Raw genomic sequence first — 15,921 nt, forward strand, 5'->3', positions numbered from 1 at the left:
CGGTGCCGAGCCCGGCGAACAGCGGCAGCGGGGTGCGCGGCACGCGGCGCAGCGCGGCGGCGAACTCGGCCGGGGTGGTGATCGCCTCGGCGTCCGGGCCGCTCGCGGGCGCGGGCAGGCCGAGGCTGCGGCAGACGATGTCGTCCACGGCGGACGGCACGCCGGCCTGGACCAGGCGCGGGGCGAGCAGGACGGGGGGCTCGTCCGGGACGGTGGCGTTCGCCGCGCCCCGGTCCGGGGTGGTCACGGTGAGGTCGTGCGGGCCTGAGACCCTCGTGGCGCCCGAACCGGCGGTCGGGGCGGGCGGGAGGGACGAGCGGGACGGTTCGCCCGGCCAGTACGCCGTGAGGCCCGCGTAGAGCATGGACGCGAGGCCGCGGGTGTCCACGGCGGCGGGCGAGTCGGAGTAGTGGTCGGCGAGGACGGCGTCCGTCGCGATGCCGAGGACCTTGACCGTGCCGCCGGTCGTCCAGACCAGGTCACGCGGGGACAGGCACAGGTGCGCGAGCCCGGCCGCGTGCGCGGCGGACATCGCCTCGGCGGCCTCGTAGAGCAGCGTGGTGGCGCGGCCCGGCTCGAGCGGGGCCTTGGCGAGCATCTGCTCCAGCGTCTCGCCGACGACCCACTCGCTGACCACGTAGGCGCGTTCGCCGGAGTCGTCGGCGTCGAAGACCTGGGTGAGGCGGGGGTCGGTCAGCCGGGACGCGGCGCGCGCCGCGGTGACGACCTCGTGGACGCGCGGGAAGCCGGGTTCGAACGTGCGGACGGCGACGGCGCGCGCGAGGATCTCGTCGATGGCCTTCCACAGGGACGAGCCACCCGAGTCCTTGATGCGTTCTTCCAGCCGGTAACGGCCCGCGAAGCGGGCGCCGGGCTCGATGACGGACGTGCTCACGGCAGTGTCCAGCGCAGGTGGTCAGATCCCATGTTCGTGGCGTGGCAGCTTACGCCTCCGACCCTCCTCTTTGCAGTCCCCAGGGTGTCGCCCCGCAAGCCGTAGTCCCCAACATGGTAGTGGCTAGCCCGCTCGCCGGTCGCCTTATCCGCGCGGGTGCCGTGGAGTTTGCCACGCCTTCTCGTGGGCCGCGGACGGCACCCGGGAAGCGGGCGGGCAACCGCGACCCCGGGGATGCTATCCGTGTCCGAGCACCCCTGGGGAGCCGTCAACAGGGCCCTGTTCGGGGGCTCGTACACGCGGGATGACGCTGTCACCAGGCGACTGATCTGCGGCTCGTGTGCGCGCGGTGCCTGGCGTCCGGTCACGTGATCTGTGTCTCGTAGGCGCGCGTTCTGCGTCACACACATGGCCCTGCGCACGCCCGCCTCTCCGCCGCGCGGTCTGCGCGCGGTCTGTGGGCCGGACTTGGCCCTGGCCGGGGCTGGACGCGCGTGTGGGGCCGGACAAGGCGTCCGGCCCCACACCTGTCGCTCTGAAGGCGTGTCAGCCGCGCCCGGGGATCCGGGACCCGACCATCGACAGCATCGACTGGATCTCGCCCACGCGCATCAGGCGGGCGAAGAGGAGGTACAGCGCGCCACCGCCGGCGCTGCCCACGATCAGGGCGAGCATGCCCGGCAGCAGGCCCCGGCCGAGCGCGGCGGCGATCACGGCGTGCACGGCGTAGGCGAACCCGATCAGCGGCCAGAGCGCGACCAGCAGCTTCAGGTGGGTGCCGATCACCCGGCGGCCGTCCAGCCCGCCGAGCTTGCGGCGCAGCACCACCCAGCAGACCAGGGTGCCGACGACGTTGGCGAGCGCGAACCCGGACGCGATCCCGATGATGATCCACTTGGGCGGCAGCAGGTAGTAGGCGCCGACCGCGCAGACGATGTTCGTGGCGACCGTGGCGAACGCGATGAACGCCGGGGTCCGGGTGTCGTTGTGGGCGTAGAACACCCGCAGCATCAGCTGGTAGGACGAGAACGGCACGAGCGCGATCGCGAACGCCTGCATGACGCGTCCGATGACCTCGGCGTCCGACACCGAGGTGGAGCCGTGCGCGAACAGCACCACGGCGATCTCCGGGCCGAGCACCGCCATCAGCGCCGCCGCCGGCAGGATGATCACCGAGGACAGCCGGAGGCCGGACGAGAAGTCGTCCCGGACCAGGTGGGACGCGCCCTCGGTGGCGTGCCGGGACATCCGCGGCAGCAGTGCGGTGATCACCGACACCGCGACGATCGCGTACGGCAGCTGGAAGATCATGTAGGCGGTGGAGTACGAGCCGTAGCCGTACACGTCGCCCGCGCCCGCGTTGTGCGCCTTGGTGCCCGCGCTGTTGCACAGGGCCGTGACCACCGTGAACGCGGCCTGCGTGAGCATCACGTAGAGGAGCGTCCAGCCGGCGAGCTTCCCGACGCCGCTGATCTCGCCCTTCTGGAAGTTCAGCTTCGGCCGCCACCGGAACCCGACCCGGCGCAGCGACGGCCACAGCGCGATGGTCTGCAGCACGATGCCGCCGGTGGTGCCCGCCGCGAGCAGGTAGAACTCGGTGTCGCTGATCGAGGACGCGCCGATGGACGCGCCGCCCGAGACCCACAGGAACGCCCCGCCGACGCCGATCATGACGACGTTGTTGAGCACCGGCGCCCACATCGGCGCGCCGAACGACCCGCGGGTGTTCAGGATCGCGCCCGCGAACGCGCCGATGCCGTAGAAGAAGATCTGCGGCAGGAAGAACAGCGCGAAAAGGATCGCGACCTTCCGGTCGTCCCCGTGGTAGGACGGCGCGGACAGGGTGATCAGCAGTGGCGCGGCGAGCATCGCCAGCGCCGACAGCCCGCCCAGCCCGATCACCGACAGCGTGAACACGCGCTGCTCGTACTGCTCGCCGTACGCCTTGTCACGTTCCTTGGCGCGGATCAGCAGCGGCACGATGACGCTGGTCAGGATGCCGCCGAGCAGCAGGTCGTAGATCTGGTTCGGGAAGGTGTTGGCGGTGTTGTAGATGCCGAGCAGCGCGCCGTTGCCGAGCGCGGCGACGATGGCGGCCGTCCGCAGGAAGCCGGTCACGCGGGACGCGACCGTGCCGAGCGCCATCATGGCGCCGGACTTCAGCAGGCTGGAGCCGCCTCCGCTCCCGCCGTCCTCGCCCGTCTCGGCGGGCGGAGCGGTCGGGGCCTCGGTCCCGGGCGGGATCGGGAGGTCGAGCGCGGTCTCAGCGGCCGCGCCCATCCCCATCGGCGGACGTCCCGGATCCGGGAACCGTCCCGTTCCCGGCATTGCCGGATCCTGAGGCCGGCCCGGGGTCGGGTTCGGCCCCTGGGCCGGTGGCATGCCCCGTCCCGGCCCCTGACCCTGCGCTTGTCCCGGACCCGGACCCGGACCCGTTCCCGGACCGTGTCCCGAACCAGCCTCCGGCCTCGGTCCATTCGCCGGAGGCCGGAGGCCCGGCGCCGGCATCTGCACCGTCGGCTGACGGCTCTGCCCCGGCCGGGGGCCGTCCGTCCCGTACGGTGGCGCGGGAGTCTGCCCCTGGTAGTGGTGTCGGCCCGGTGCCGTTTCCGGACGCGTGGCGTCGTGCGGCCGCCCCGGAGACGACGGTCCCGGTCCCGGGTGTCCCTGCCCCTGAGGCGGGTTCGGACGACCGGTATTCGGCTGACCCGTATTCGGTGGGGGCGGCGTCCTCTGCTGGTCCCAGGGGGTACTCGGCGAGGCCTGCGGGTATCCCGGCTGAGGCGTTCGCCCCTGTGGCCGGCCCTGTTCCTGCGGGTAGCCCTGTGGATAGCCCGGCTGGGGCGTCGGCGACCGCGGTCGCTGAGGCGCCTGCGGGTGTCCCTGGGCCCCCGGTGATCCCGGCGCCCGCGGGGGCTCCTGTTCCGGGTTCGGGTAGCCCGGAGTCTCCTGCGACCAGGGGTTCTGCTCCGGGGTAGTAGGGCCCCGGCGCTCCGGTCGCTGGTTCCGTTCCGGTCCGTCCGTCACCGGCTGCCTCCGCTTTCCGGCGGCGCCTCGCTCGCATGGCCCGCACTCCGACGCCCACGAAGAGTACGGCAAGTGCGCCGCCCGTGATGACGAGCGATGTCCGTCCGTACCCGGTGGTCCGGACGGTGATGACGTGCGGATCGCCGTAGTCGTCGCCGGTCGCGGACTGCAGCTGGACCAGCAGCCGGAAGCGCCCGTTGCCGTTGGCGGTGACCGGCAGGTTCCGGGTGACCTTGTCGCCCGGTTTGAGGTCGATCGGGGAGCGCCCCTCCAGCTTGCCGATCTGGAGCTTGGCGGTGTTCTCCGACGCGACGTTCACGATCACCCGGACGGTCTGGTCCGGCAGGTCGTTGGCCACCGTGATGTGGACCATGCCGGAGTTTCCGGCCAGCCCGGTCTGCCCGCTGATCACCCGGACCCGGCCGGTGTCGTCGGCCAGCTCGGAGCTGACGCGGCGGCGCGCGGCGTACGCGGCGGACGGCTTCCCGCGCCACGACACCGACTCCAGCCGCAGCACCGCCCGCTCGTACACGGGGCTGGGCGAGTTCACCACGATCGAGGCGAAGGAGTTGGCCTCCTGCTGGATCCGGTGGACCTGGTCGAGGTAGCCGGGGCCGAGCTCATAGCCCTGGTACTCGTCCGGGTAGCTCTTCTGCTGGCGCTGCTCCGGGTGCGTCCGGGCGACCTTGTCGAGGGTCTCGGCCTTCAGCCACGGCACGGACGTGGTGTCGGCGAGCAGCTGCCGGGCCAGGTCGGCGGGCGGGTTCCAGTGCCGTCCGGGCGCGACGACGAGGGTCCGGCCCGCGGTCTGCGGCCGCTCGGCCGTGATCATCGCGGTCTCGGCCAGGAACCGCTGCTCGGTCAGCGCCTTCCCGCCGGGGGCCTGGGTGTTCTGGTCGAGGATGTCCGAAAGCGTGTCGTCATAGGTGAGGACGGTGTGCGACCGGTTGTCGATCTCCGCCGTCGTCACCGCGTTCGGCGTGTATCCGCCCGTGGGCGGCGTGAACGCCTTGTCGCTGCTCATCAGGATCGGGCCGTTGCCCAGCCAGCGGCCCTTGACGAGTTGCTTGAGCGTGCTGGGCCCCGCGACGCCGGACGGCGGCCACGCCATCGGGGTGCTCGGCAGCGCGCCCAGCACGTTCGTGGCGACCTGCATGTTCCGATAGGCCAGCGAGATCTGGTTGTACTGCTCGTTGCGGACGAGCGCGACCACGTCGGGGTCGGCGTAGGGGAGCGAGAAGTACGAGTCGGTCCGCATCGCCTGCTTGAGCGTCTTCAGCCAGTTCTCGGCGTTGGCGCTCTTCGGCTTCTTGGCCGAGGCGTCCTCACGCAGGGCCTGGACCTCGTAGGAGCCGCTCGCCATCTGGGTCGCGTCGTCCAGCAGGGCGGGGTCGATCGCCCAGGTCACGGGGGTCTTGGTGGTCGCGGCGGCGTTGACCAGGCCGGACAGCCGGCCGTCCTTGCCCATCTGGGTGTTCAGGTCGTCGTCGGTGAACGCCTGCGCGGTCGTGCGGTGCTGCCGGTCGATCAGCGGCCAGACCCAGCCGACCTTGACCGGCTTCACCTCGCCCGCCTTGGGGGCGAACGTCACGAACGTGATGACCCCGGCGACGACCTCCTGCGCGGCGTTCACGACCTCGACGCCGACCGGGTACACGCCGAAGCCCCGCATCCCGATGTCGCCGGTCTTCGCGCTGAGGGCGAAGGCCTGAGCGCCGTTCGGGGCGGCGGCCTTCGCGAGCGGGACGGGCTTGCGCCCCACCCCGGCGAGCAGCGCGGACGGCTGTCCCGCCGCGTACCGCTCGATCTGGGACCGGGACGTCAGCGGGGTGCCGCTGTAGCGCATCCGGACGGTCAGCCCGGTGAGCTGGTGGCCGGTGTGGTTCTCGACCGTGCCGGTGATCTGGACCTTGGCGCGTTTGCCGGTTGCCTCGGCGGCCTTGGGGCTGACGCTCGCCAGCGCGAGCGTCACCTTCCCCTGCTGGGCCTGCCGCGTCGTGCCCGGTTCAGCCGCCATGCCCGGTTCAGCCGCCGCGTCCGGCAGCGCCGGCTCGGCGGCCAGCGCGCTCGTCATGATCTTCGCGTCGGTCGCGGTCGTCCCGCCGGACGGCAGGGCGAACGCCCCCGGCGCGGCGCTCCCGAGAATGCAGGGCACCAGTGCGGCCAGGGCCGCCACGCGTCCCACCGCTCTCACGTCGCGCCCACCCGGGCGCCGCCTCCGAGCGGCCGGTCGTCCAGTCTCCGCACCACGCGCTCGATGGTATCCGCGCCCAAGCTCCCGTCCGACCGTCTGAGCCCCTCGCCCGCGAGACTCGTCCACAAGATCGACGTCATCGCGCCCCCCGGTTCACCGGACCCCATCCCCCGTCCCACCCTCCGCAACCCGGGAGGGGCGGGCCGGGATCGACCAAGCGCGCGTACCCGCGTGGTGCGCGCGCTTGATCAAGGGGTGTTCAGACCCGGGGATCGGCCTCGGCGCGGGGCGGTGGGGGCGCGGGGCGGCCCAGGACGGCGTCCACGCGCTTGGTGAGCTGGCGGTGCGTGGGCGATTCGATGATCAGGGCCGGGGGCGCGGGCGGCGGGAACAGGCGGCAGGGCTTGGCGGAGGTGAGGGCGCGGAGGTCGGCGAGACGGATGCCGAGGGCGGTGGAGGGCTCGCCGGTCGGGGTGTAGACGACGTCGTCGGGGGAGCGCTCCTCGAGGATGCGCCGGTCGATCAGCAGGGGCATGGCCGGGGGCAGGAGGAGCGGGGAGACCAGTCCGGCGGCGTACTCGGTGACGGCGTTGACGGAGTCGGCGCGGGCGGGACGGGCCTGGCGGGCGCCGACCTCGCGGCGGACGGCGTCCGGGTGCGGCTGGCGTCCCGCGCACACCACGGCCCCGGCGAGGAAGCGGTCCCCCCGGAACTCCCCCCGGTACAGGGCCTCACAGGTGTAGACGCGGGTCACCAGGCACCGCTCCGCCGGGAGCCCGAGCGCCTCGGGGAGCTCGTCGGCGGTCGCGATCCCGTAGGGCAGCAGCACGATCTCGTGCCGTGTCTCCCCTCCGAGCAACGCGCGGTGGATGGTGAGGGCGTCCTTCATCTCCGGCTCCGTCCCGCGGGGCCCACACCCCGCATCCCGGTGGGTGATCCGTTTCCCCGTGAGCCACTCTGTGAGGGGCCTCCCCACATACCCGTCGTCCGGGTCCCGATGTGCGGCGTCGCACTCCGGACGTCCAGCGAGAACCGTTCCACCGCGGCTCTCCGGCGTCGCCCGGCCGCCTCGCGCGCGCCCGCGGGATCCACTCCCTCGGCGCGTCCCTGCTCCGGCCGGGTCCGCCCGCACCGGATCCGCCACGGTCGGCGCGGCACCCGCGGTGGACCGCGCGCCCGGGGTTCCCCGCTACCGTTGTCACACGGAGGTTCACCGTCGGCCGCGCGGGCGCTCGCGGGGTGATCAGAACGTAACCCGCCTATCGCGCCATGTATAGAGGCGACGAGGGGTTCGCGACGGTGAATAGTGCTTTGTCAGCAGTCGACCAAGGACATACGCTCGATGGCCGTGCCTGATCCCAACGCGATCCCGAACGCCCCCGACGCCGGCCGGGCCGCGATCACCGAGCTGCTGTCCCGCGTCGCCCCCGTCGCCGAGGACCTGGCCGGGCGCTTCGCCGCCGCCGGGCACGAGCTCGCGCTCGTCGGCGGACCGGTCCGCGACGCCCTGCTGCGCCGTCCCACCAAGGACGTCGACCTCACCACCGACGCCCCGCCCCAGCGCGTCCTGGAGCTGATCGACGGCTGGGCGGACGCGGTCTGGACGATCGGCATCGATTTCGGCACGGTCGGCCTCCGCAAGGACGGCCACGAGCTGGAGATCACCACCTACCGGTCCGAGAGCTACGACCCGAAGTCCCGCAAGCCCGAGGTGTCCTACGGGACGTCCCTGGTGGAGGACCTGCGGCGCCGCGACTTCGCAGTGAACGCGATGGCGGTGAAGCTGCCCGGGTACGAGTTCGTCGACCCGTTCGGCGGCCTCGCCGACCTCGGTCTCGGCCTGATCCGCACCCCCGGACGGCCCGAGGACTCCTTCAGCGACGACCCGCTGCGGATGATGCGCGCCGCCCGGTTCGCCTCCCAGCTGGGGTTCACGGTCGCGCCGGACGTGGTCGCCGCGATGACCGAGATGGCGTCCCGGATCGAGATCGTGTCGGCCGAGCGCGTCCGGGACGAGTTGTCGAAGCTGCTGTGCGGCGCGCACCCGCGCGAGGGCCTGGCGCTGCTGGTCGACACGGGCCTCGCCGCGCACGTCCTGCCGGAGCTGCCGAAACTGCGGCTGGAGATCGACGAGCACCACCGGCACAAGGACGTCTACGAGCACTCGCTGATCGTCCTGGAGCAGGCCATCGCGCAGGAGGAGGACGGCCCGGACCTCGTGCTCCGCCTGGCCGCCCTGCTGCACGACATCGGCAAGCCGAAGACCCGCCGGTTCGAGACGGGCGGGCGCGTCTCGTTCCACCACCACGAGGTGGTCGGCGCGAAGATGGCGCGCAAGCGGCTGACCGAGCTGCGCTACCCGAAGGACGTCATCGGCGAGGTGTCCCGGCTGGTCGAGCTGCACCTGCGGTTCCACGGCTACGGGACGGGCGAGTGGACCGACTCGGCCGTCCGCCGGTACGTGCGGGACGGCGGGTCGCTCCTGCCCCGGCTGCACAAGCTGACCCGCGCCGACTGCACGACCCGCAACAAGCGGAAGGCCGAGCGGCTCCGCCGCACCTACGACGAGCTCGAGGTGCGGATCTCGCGGCTCGCCGAGGAGGAGGAGCTCGCCTCGATCCGTCCCGAGCTGGACGGCAACGAGATCCAGGAGATCCTCGGCATCCGTCCGGGGCCGGTCGTCGGCAAGGCGTACAAGTTCCTGCTGGAGCTGCGCCTCGACCAGGGGCCGGTCGGGAAGGACGCGGCCACCGAGGCGCTGCGCGCGTGGGCCGCCGAGCAGGGCGTCGTCCCCGCCGAGGCGACGCAGGCCGCTGAGGCTGCTGAGGCCGCTGAGTCCGTGGAGGACGAGGGATGATCGACCTTCAGCTCGGGCGGATGAGCCCGCAGGCGGCCGACGACCTGGTCGCCTTCGACCGCGAGCACCTGTGGCACCCGTACGCGCCGATGCCCGCCGCGACCCCGGCGGTCCCGGTGGTGTCGGCGGCGGGGACGCGGCTGACCCTCGCCGACGGCACCGAGCTGATCGACGGGATGTCGTCCTGGTGGGCGGCGATCCACGGCTACCGGCACCCGAAGCTGGACGCCGCGGTCACCGCGCAGCTGGGGAAGATGGCGCACGTGATGTTCGGCGGGCTGACGCATCCGCCGGCCGTCCGGCTCGCGCGCAAGCTGGTCGATCTCACTCCCGGGCCGCTGACGAAGGTGTTCCTCGCCGACTCCGGCTCGGTCGCGGTCGAGGTCGCGATCAAGATGGCGCTGCAGTACTGGCGGTCGCAGGGACGGCCCGAACGGCACCGGCTGCTGACCGTCCGGGGCGGCTACCACGGCGACACGTTCGGCGACATGGCCGTCTGCGACCCGGTCAACGGCATGCACCACCTGTTCGGCGACGTCCTGGCACGGCACGTGTTCGCGGACGCCCCGCCTCTCGGTTACGACACCGAGCCCGACCCCGCCTACCTGGACGGCCTGCGCGCCCTCGCACGCGAGCACGCGGACGAGATCGCCGGGGTGATCGTCGAGCCGATCGTCCAGGGCGCGGGCGGGATGCGCTTCTACGCGCCCGAGTACCTCCAGGCGTTCCGCGAGGTCGCCGACGAGCTGGGCGTCCCGCTGATCCTGGACGAGATCGCCACCGGCTTCGGCCGCACCGGCGAGATGTGGGGCTGCGACCACGCCGAGGTCGTCCCGGACATCATGTGCGTCGGCAAGGCGCTGACCGGCGGATACATGACGATGGCCGCGACGCTGTGCACCGACGAGGTGGCCCAGGCGATCAGCGGGGGCGAGGCCGGGGCGCTGATGCACGGCCCGACCTACATGGCGAACCCGCTGGCCGCGTCCGTCGCGTCCGCGTCGATCGACCTGCTGCTGTCCCGCGACTGGCGTTCCGAGATCGACACGATCGAGGCCGTCCTCACGGCGGGCCTGGAGCCCGCGCGCGAGCTGCCGGGCGTGGCCGACGTGCGCGTCCTGGGCGGCATCGCCGTGATCGAGGTGGACGAGCCGGTGGACGTGCCGACCGTCCAGGACACCGCGATGGCGCACGGCGTCTGGCTGCGTCCGTTCGGGAAGCTGATCTACGCCATGCCGCCGTACGTCTGCACCGAGGACGACCTGGAGCACATCGCCGACGCGATGTACGCGGCGGCGGCCGAGCCACGGCCCTGACTACAGTGATCAGGTGAGAGCAGGGGAGCTACGGCGGATTCTGGGCGGGCGGCACTTCCGCCGCCTCTACGCCGTGCGTCTCGTCTCGCAGCTCACCGACGGCGTCTTCCAGGTCGCGCTGGCCGGATACGTGTTCTTCTCGCCCGAACGGCAGGCGTCGGCGGGCCAGGCGGCCGCCGCGTTCGCGATCACCCTGCTGCCCTACTCGGCGCTCGGTCCGTTCGCGGGCGTGTTCCTCGACCGGTGGCGGCGCCGGCAGATCCTCGTGTGGGCGCCCGTGCTGCGCGCGGCGGTCGTGCTGCTCGTCGCGGCCACGATCGCCGTCGACGAGGACGGCCTGCCCTTCTTCATCGGCGGCCTGGTCGTCCTCGGCGTGAACCGGTTCTTCCTGTCCGCGCTGTCGGCGGCGCTCCCGCACGTGGTGCGGAGGGAGCAGCTCGTCACGGCCAACGCGTTCGCCGTGACGTCCGGGACGATCATCGCGTTCGTGGGCGCCGGCCTCGGCTACCTGCTGCGCGTCGTGTTCGGCGCGGGTCCGCGGGGCACCGCGCTGATCCTCGCGGCGGCGGCCATGATGTTCCTGCTCGCCGGGGCGCTCGCGCTGCTGCTTCCGCGCGACCTGCTCGGGCCGCACGACGGTGAGCCGTCCGGCGACGGGACGGCCCGGGAGGTGCTGGACGGCCTCGTGGACGGCGCCCGGCACATCGCGCGGCTCCGTCCGGCGGCGCTGGCACTCGGCGCGATCTCGTTCCACCGGTTCCTGTACGGCGTCGTGCTGATGCAGACGCTGCTGTTGTGCCGGGGCCACTTCACCCACGACGCCGAGGACGGCCTGCGCGTCGCGGCGGTCATGCTGGGCGTGTCGGGCATCGGGTACTTCGCGGCCGCCCTGGTCACCCCGGCGGTCGTCCGGCGGATCAGCAAGCAGGCGTGGATCACGGCGCTGCTGGTGGGCGGCGGGGTGTGCGTGCTCGTGCTCGGCCTGCCGTTCGCGCAGGCAGCGTGGGCGGCGGCGTCCCTGGCGTTGGGAGTCACGTCGCAGGGCGTGAAGCTGTGCGTGGACACGATCCTCCAGGAGACCGTCGAGGACGCCTACCGGGGACGGGTCTTCGCCGTCTACGACATGCTCTTCAACGCCACGTTCGCCGCGTCGGCGGCGCTCGCGGCGAGCTGGCTGCCGACGAGCGGCGTGTCGGCCGTGACGGTCGTCGCGGTCGCGGTCGCGTACGTGCTGGGCGCGATCGGCTACCGTGCCGCGTCCAACCGGGTGACCGTCATCGCAGACGTTCCTCGAACCGTTGCCTGAGCGGCCCGAAGTCGTCCTCGGGGAACAGGGCGGGCAGTGCGTCGAGCATCCGTTCCAGGTGTGCGCGCACCCGGTCGAACTCCTCGGACGCCAGCGGCGCGGCGGTGAAGAGGAACTGCCAGTGGAAGGCGCCCCGGGTGAGCATCAGGGCGTCCATGTACTCGCGGTAGCCGATGTCCAGCCTCCAGTCGGCGTACTGGATCGTGGACCACCACAGCTCGGGTTCGCCGCGTCCGGGGGCCGGCCTGATCCCGGCGAAGCCGCCCGTCCCGGTGACCGGATGCTCGTCGATGATGCGCAGCTCGGAGGACGAGAAGCGCGCCTGGTCCGTCCAGGAGTCGATCCACGACTCGTACCCCTGTGGCTGCGCCGCCGCGAGGTGCGTCAGGAAGAACTCGCCGTGGACGCCCGACTTCTCGACTCCCCACTGGCGTCCCAGCTCGCGGAACCGGTGGAAGCGGTCGGCCAGGCCCGCGGGGGCGGGGGCGCCGGTGGTGCCGGCGAGGGCCGTCCAGGCGGAATCGGCGTCGGTGACCGTCGCGTCGATGCCGCCGTTGATCCGGTACGAGACCTCGATCGCCGGGTGGGCGTCGAGCGCGGCGCACAACGCGTCCCAACGGGTCTCGTACGCGTTCGGCTCGGCGGGCATGGCACCTCCGCTGGGATGATCAACCGGAGCGGAGGACGATACCCCACCTCCAGGGGCGAAACCCCCTATTCCGTCAGGGGTTCCAGCGGAACGGACCCGGGACGGGCCGGTGCGGAGTCGGGCGCGAAGAGGGCCGCGGCGGTGCCGCCGAGAACGCGGTCGCGCAGCTCACCGGGCGGCGTCACGCGCTCGACCGCGGTCCGGGTGACCACTGGGTCACCGTAGGGCGCGTCCGAGCCGAACAGCGTGCGCTCGGGGACCTCGGCGATCGCCATCCGCACGGCGATGATCGTCGGCGCGGTGGACAGCTCGAGGTACATGTTCGGGGCGTCCCGGACGAGCTCGACGGTGTCCATCCAGTTCAGCCCGCCGAGCTGGCTCACCACCAGCGGGACCTTCGGGTGTCCGGCCGCGAGGACGGCGAGCGTCCGCAGGTCGTCGGCCGTCGTGGGCGCGAAGCCGTGCACGACGACGGGCAGGCCGCCGTGATCGGCGGCGGCGCGCAGGACGGGCTCGACGAGGTCGGCGCGTCCGGGCGGCGGGGTCAGCTCGCCGATGCCCCGGAGGCCGCGTCCGACGATCTCCCGCTCGACCCAGGCCGCGACCTCGGCGGACGAGAGGGTGAGCGGCACCGATCCGAAACCGAGGAAACGGTCGGGGTGGGCGGCGAGGGCCGCGTCCAGTTCGGCCCAGGCGGTCCTGTAGGCCGTCGCCTGGTCGACACGTCCGTTGAGGGCGTCGTCGAGCAGCGCGAACTCGCGGCGCAACGACCCCAGGTCGGACGCCCGTTCCGGATGCGGACGCGTCGGAAACAGTACGGCGCGGTCGATTCCGGCCGCGTCCAGTAGCGCGATGTGCTCGTCCACAGGGCTGTGGACATGGCTGTGCGCGTCGATGATCAACGTTCCTCCGGGCGATGTCGTCGTGGACTGCGAACTACGGACCACGGACCACGAACTACGGATCGCGGGCGCCGGAATGCGTCCGCGCGGCTCACTGTTGCGCCTTCACATGGTGGGAAGGTCAAGCCCGCGAACCGGCCGGGAAGAGGGACGTCGTTGCTGATCGGGGAACTCGCCAAGCGCACCGGCGTCAGTGGACGGCTGCTCCGCTACTACGAGGAGCAGGGCCTCATCGCCTCGCGGCGGCTGCCGAACGGCTATCGCGACTATGAGGACGGCGTCGCGGAGACCGTCCTCCAGGTGCGCGCGCTGCTCGCCGCCGGACTGCCCGTGCGGCTGATCGAGCAGGTGCTGCCGTGCGCCGAGGGCGACGGAGACAGCGGACTTCGTCCCTGCCCCGGCGTGCTCGACAAGCTGCGCACCCAACTCGATGTGCTCGATCGGCGCGCCGCCGAGATCGCGCGCGCACGAGAGATCCTCGGACGCACGATCAGCCTCACCGAAGCTCACTGAGCCAGGTAGACACGGGTGTAGTCATAACCGGCGGACGTCGGGAGGAACAACGCGTTCCGAACCCGGGACGACGCGAAGATCGTGTGCGAGCGGTCGAGCAGCGGCAGGATCGCGGCGTCCTCGGTCGCGGTCCGGTCGGCCCGCCGCCACGCCTCGGCGGCCCTCGCCTCGGACGGGGCCGTGAGCGCCTGGTCGATCAGCGCGTCCACCCGCGGGTCGTCGTAGCCGCCGTAGTTGGTCGAGCCCGGCCCGAGCGCGCGCCCGGACAGCAGCGGCAGGAGCACCGCGCGGCCGTTCGAGCCGTACCAGTCGGGCGTCCAGCCGGGGGCGGCGACGTCCCAGGCGCCCGCGGCGCCGCGCGCGGGGTCGGAGATCGTCCGGCCGTAGAAGTCCTCGCCGGTGTCCGGCGACAGGACGGTCCGGACGCCGCAGGCCGCGAGGTTCTCCCGCAGCGACTCGGCGATCAGCCGGTGCACGCTGTTCACGCGGTACGGGAACCGGAGTGTCAGACCCCCCGGATAGCCTGCCGAGGCCAGCAGACGGCGGCAGGTGGCGGGGTCGCCGGAGTCTCCGGGCGTCGGGAACGGGTCGGCGGGCGCGTACCCGGTGGTGCCCGGCGGGATGGCCGTGTGCAGCGGGCGGGCCACGGCCGGCCCGCCGACGATCTTGACCAGGGCGGAACGGTCGACCGCGTAGGCGAGGGCGCGGCGCACGTTCCGGTCGGCCAGGGCGTGCCGGTTGTTCGGGCTGCGCAGGTTGAAGACCACATAGGGGCTGGTCGACGGGGCCTCCCGGACGGCGAACCGGGGGTCGTGGCCCGACCGCAGCCGGGGCAGCGCCGACGTCGGCACCGGCTGGTCCCAGGCGAGGTCGGCCGTGCCGGTCTCCAGCTGCTGCTGGACGGCCTCGGCCGAGTCCTGCCCCAGCGTGATCCGGACGCGGTCCACGTGCCGTTCGCGCAGCGGGTCGCTTCCGGCGCGCCAGGCCGGATTGCGGGTGAGGAGATAGGACGTGTCCGGACGGTACTCGGAGATCCGGTACGGGCCGTCCGAGACGGTGTGCTGCCTGAAGAGCGGGCCGTCCGGCAGGTAGCGGTCGTACTCGCGCGGCGCGGCCGCCGTGTACTCGAGCGTGAGGAGGGAGAGGAAGTCGGAGGCCGGCCTGGTCAGGCGGAACACCAGCGTCCGGTCGCCCGCGGCGCGCACGCCCTCGATGTCGTGGCCGTTCTGGTACGCGGCGAGGGTGGCGGCGGCCCGCGCGTCCGCGGCGGACGAACCGGACGTGGCCGCGCCGATGCCGCCCGCCCCGAGGCGCGCGTACCCCCGGCAGTAGTCGTCCATGCCGCGCAGCGTCGAGGTGAAGTAGCCCGTCCCGGCGGACGGCGCGGCCGGGTTGCACAGCCGCTTGAAGGCGCGCACGAAGTCCGCGGCGGTGACCGGGCGCGGCGGCGCGGTGTCCCACAGGACGTCGCCGCGCAGCCGGACGGTGTAGGTCAGGCCGTCCGCGCCGACGTCGCCGTTCGCGCGGGTCGGGAGCCGCTCCGCGACGTCCGGGCGCACCGGGATGGTCTCGGCGAACACGTTGGACGCCACCGTCCCGAACAGCGTGCGCGCGAACGTCCGGTCGAGCCCCCGCGCGCCCACGCTCTCCGCCGACGCCGGGTCCAGGTGCTCCACGTCCGACGACCCGACGACGCGGAGCGTCCCGCCGTCCCGGGGCCGCCCGGTGTGCATGGGGTCGACCGGCCCGAGCCCGCCGCCGCATCCCGCCGCGACGCCCGACACCACGCCGGCCGCCACCACCACCGTGATCATGCGCCCCGGCGTCCGGTCGCGAGGGCGCGGTGCGGGGGGACGGCGGACGGTGCGCCACGCCGATGCTGCCATCGGGGCCTCCGGGGAGATGTCACGCGGGGTGCCAGAGTAGAACCAGAACGTGACAACGGGCGCTGTATCCCGATTTTCCCTATGAAACAAAGTGACCCCTGACGGGACGAACCCGTCAGGGGTCACTCAGGCGGCCGGTCGGCCGCGGGTGCTCTGTGCCGTCCGATTCACAGCCGTCCGGCTCACACCGGGCGGCTCACACCAGAACCTCGAGAGGTCCGGGTCAGCGGTCGAGCTCACCGTTGATGAAGGCCTCGACGGCGTCGCGGGCGTCGTCGTCGGAGTACTGCTCCGGCGGGGACTTCATGAAGTAGGAGCTGGCCGACAGGATGGGGCCGCCGATGCCGCGGTCCTTGGCGATCTTGGCGGCGCGGAC

At 72.7% G+C, this 15,921-nt stretch carries 11 protein-coding genes and 1 pseudogene; 4 read left to right on the top strand and 8 right to left on the bottom strand.

What is annotated here, in order from left to right:
- The 4 genes from EBO15_RS39360 to EBO15_RS39375 form a co-directional block, all read right to left on the bottom strand.
- The coding region (locus EBO15_RS39360; RefSeq protein WP_199745112.1) for a protein kinase family protein at positions 1 to 895 on the bottom strand (895 nt) is incomplete at its 3' end.
- A gap of 546 nt (positions 896 to 1,441) precedes the next feature.
- Positions 1,442 to 3,223 carry a murein biosynthesis integral membrane protein MurJ gene (gene murJ, locus EBO15_RS39365; protein ID WP_233616776.1) on the bottom strand — a complete coding sequence of 594 codons (1,782 nt, stop codon included), beginning with the start codon at positions 3,221 to 3,223 and terminating at the stop codon, positions 1,442 to 1,444.
- A complete protein-coding gene (locus tag EBO15_RS39370; RefSeq protein WP_147481867.1) occupies positions 3,159 to 6,116 on the bottom strand; it encodes a DUF6049 family protein in 2,958 nt (985 codons plus the stop codon). The genes murJ and EBO15_RS39370 overlap by 65 nt, the downstream gene beginning before the upstream one ends.
- A gap of 259 nt (positions 6,117 to 6,375) precedes the next feature.
- On the bottom strand, positions 6,376 to 7,005 hold the full coding sequence (locus EBO15_RS39375) for an aminoacyl-tRNA deacylase (protein WP_122199566.1): 630 nt from the start codon (positions 7,003 to 7,005) through the stop codon (positions 6,376 to 6,378).
- A 453-nt stretch (positions 7,006 to 7,458) separates the two neighbouring features.
- On the opposite strand from EBO15_RS39375, the gene EBO15_RS39380 reads away from it, so the two are divergent.
- From EBO15_RS39380 to EBO15_RS39390, 3 genes are read left to right on the top strand one after another with little or no spacing between them, the layout of a single operon-like run.
- On the top strand, positions 7,459 to 8,973 hold the full coding sequence (locus tag EBO15_RS39380; RefSeq protein ID WP_122199567.1) for a CCA tRNA nucleotidyltransferase: 1,515 nt from the start codon (positions 7,459 to 7,461) through the stop codon (positions 8,971 to 8,973).
- On the top strand, positions 8,970 to 10,289 hold the full coding sequence (locus EBO15_RS39385) for an adenosylmethionine--8-amino-7-oxononanoate transaminase (protein WP_122199568.1): 1,320 nt from the start codon (positions 8,970 to 8,972) through the stop codon (positions 10,287 to 10,289). Before EBO15_RS39380 ends, EBO15_RS39385 begins: the two co-directional genes overlap by 4 nt.
- Positions 10,290 to 10,302: 13 nt before the next feature.
- Positions 10,303 to 11,595, top strand: coding sequence for an MFS transporter (locus EBO15_RS39390; protein ID WP_122199569.1), 1,293 nt, complete (start codon positions 10,303 to 10,305; stop codon positions 11,593 to 11,595).
- Here the strand turns inward: EBO15_RS39390 and EBO15_RS39395 are convergent.
- Together EBO15_RS39395 and EBO15_RS39400 are read right to left on the bottom strand one after the other, a co-directional pair.
- Positions 11,564 to 12,244, bottom strand: a complete 681-nt coding sequence (locus EBO15_RS39395; RefSeq protein WP_122199570.1) for a hypothetical protein — start codon at positions 12,242 to 12,244, stop codon at positions 11,564 to 11,566. The two genes, EBO15_RS39390 and EBO15_RS39395, sit on opposite strands and share 32 nt — an antisense overlap.
- 65 nt (positions 12,245 to 12,309) lie before the next feature.
- On the bottom strand, positions 12,310 to 13,146 hold the full coding sequence (locus EBO15_RS39400) for an amidohydrolase family protein (RefSeq protein ID WP_122199571.1): 837 nt from the start codon (positions 13,144 to 13,146) through the stop codon (positions 12,310 to 12,312).
- 156 nt (positions 13,147 to 13,302) lie between these two features.
- Between EBO15_RS39400 and EBO15_RS39405 the strand changes: the two genes are divergently transcribed.
- Positions 13,303 to 13,659 carry a MerR family DNA-binding transcriptional regulator gene (locus EBO15_RS39405; RefSeq protein ID WP_122199572.1) on the top strand — a complete coding sequence of 119 codons (357 nt, stop codon included), beginning with the start codon at positions 13,303 to 13,305 and terminating at the stop codon, positions 13,657 to 13,659.
- Here the strand turns inward: EBO15_RS39405 and EBO15_RS39410 are convergent.
- A complete protein-coding gene (locus EBO15_RS39410) occupies positions 13,653 to 15,473 on the bottom strand; it encodes an ABC transporter substrate-binding protein (RefSeq protein WP_233616777.1) in 1,821 nt (606 codons plus the stop codon). The two genes, EBO15_RS39405 and EBO15_RS39410, sit on opposite strands and share 7 nt — an antisense overlap.
- Positions 15,474 to 15,768: 295 nt before the next feature.
- A pseudogene (locus EBO15_RS39415) lies at positions 15,769 to 15,921 on the bottom strand (inositol-3-phosphate synthase); the annotation flags it as partial.

The organism is Actinomadura harenae (genome assembly GCF_003696215.1).
GTDB classification, from domain to species: Bacteria; Actinomycetota; Actinomycetes; order Streptosporangiales; family Streptosporangiaceae; genus Spirillospora; species Spirillospora harenae.

Bases quoted from the DNA above. Each gene is read 5' to 3' on its own strand.
- murJ (WP_233616776.1), bottom strand. From the start codon at position 3,223: ATGCCGGGAACGGGACGGTTCCCGGATCCGGGACGTCCGCCGATGGGG.
- EBO15_RS39375 (WP_122199566.1), bottom strand. From the start codon at position 7,005: ATGAAGGACGCCCTCACCATCCACCGCGCGTTGCTCGGAGGGGAGACA.
- EBO15_RS39380 (WP_122199567.1), top strand. From the start codon at position 7,459: ATGGCCGTGCCTGATCCCAACGCGATCCCGAACGCCCCCGACGCCGGC.
- EBO15_RS39385 (WP_122199568.1), top strand. From the start codon at position 8,970: ATGATCGACCTTCAGCTCGGGCGGATGAGCCCGCAGGCGGCCGACGAC.
- EBO15_RS39395 (WP_122199570.1), bottom strand. From the start codon at position 12,244: ATGCCCGCCGAGCCGAACGCGTACGAGACCCGTTGGGACGCGTTGTGC.
- EBO15_RS39410 (WP_233616777.1), bottom strand. From the start codon at position 15,473: ATGATCACGGTGGTGGTGGCGGCCGGCGTGGTGTCGGGCGTCGCGGCG.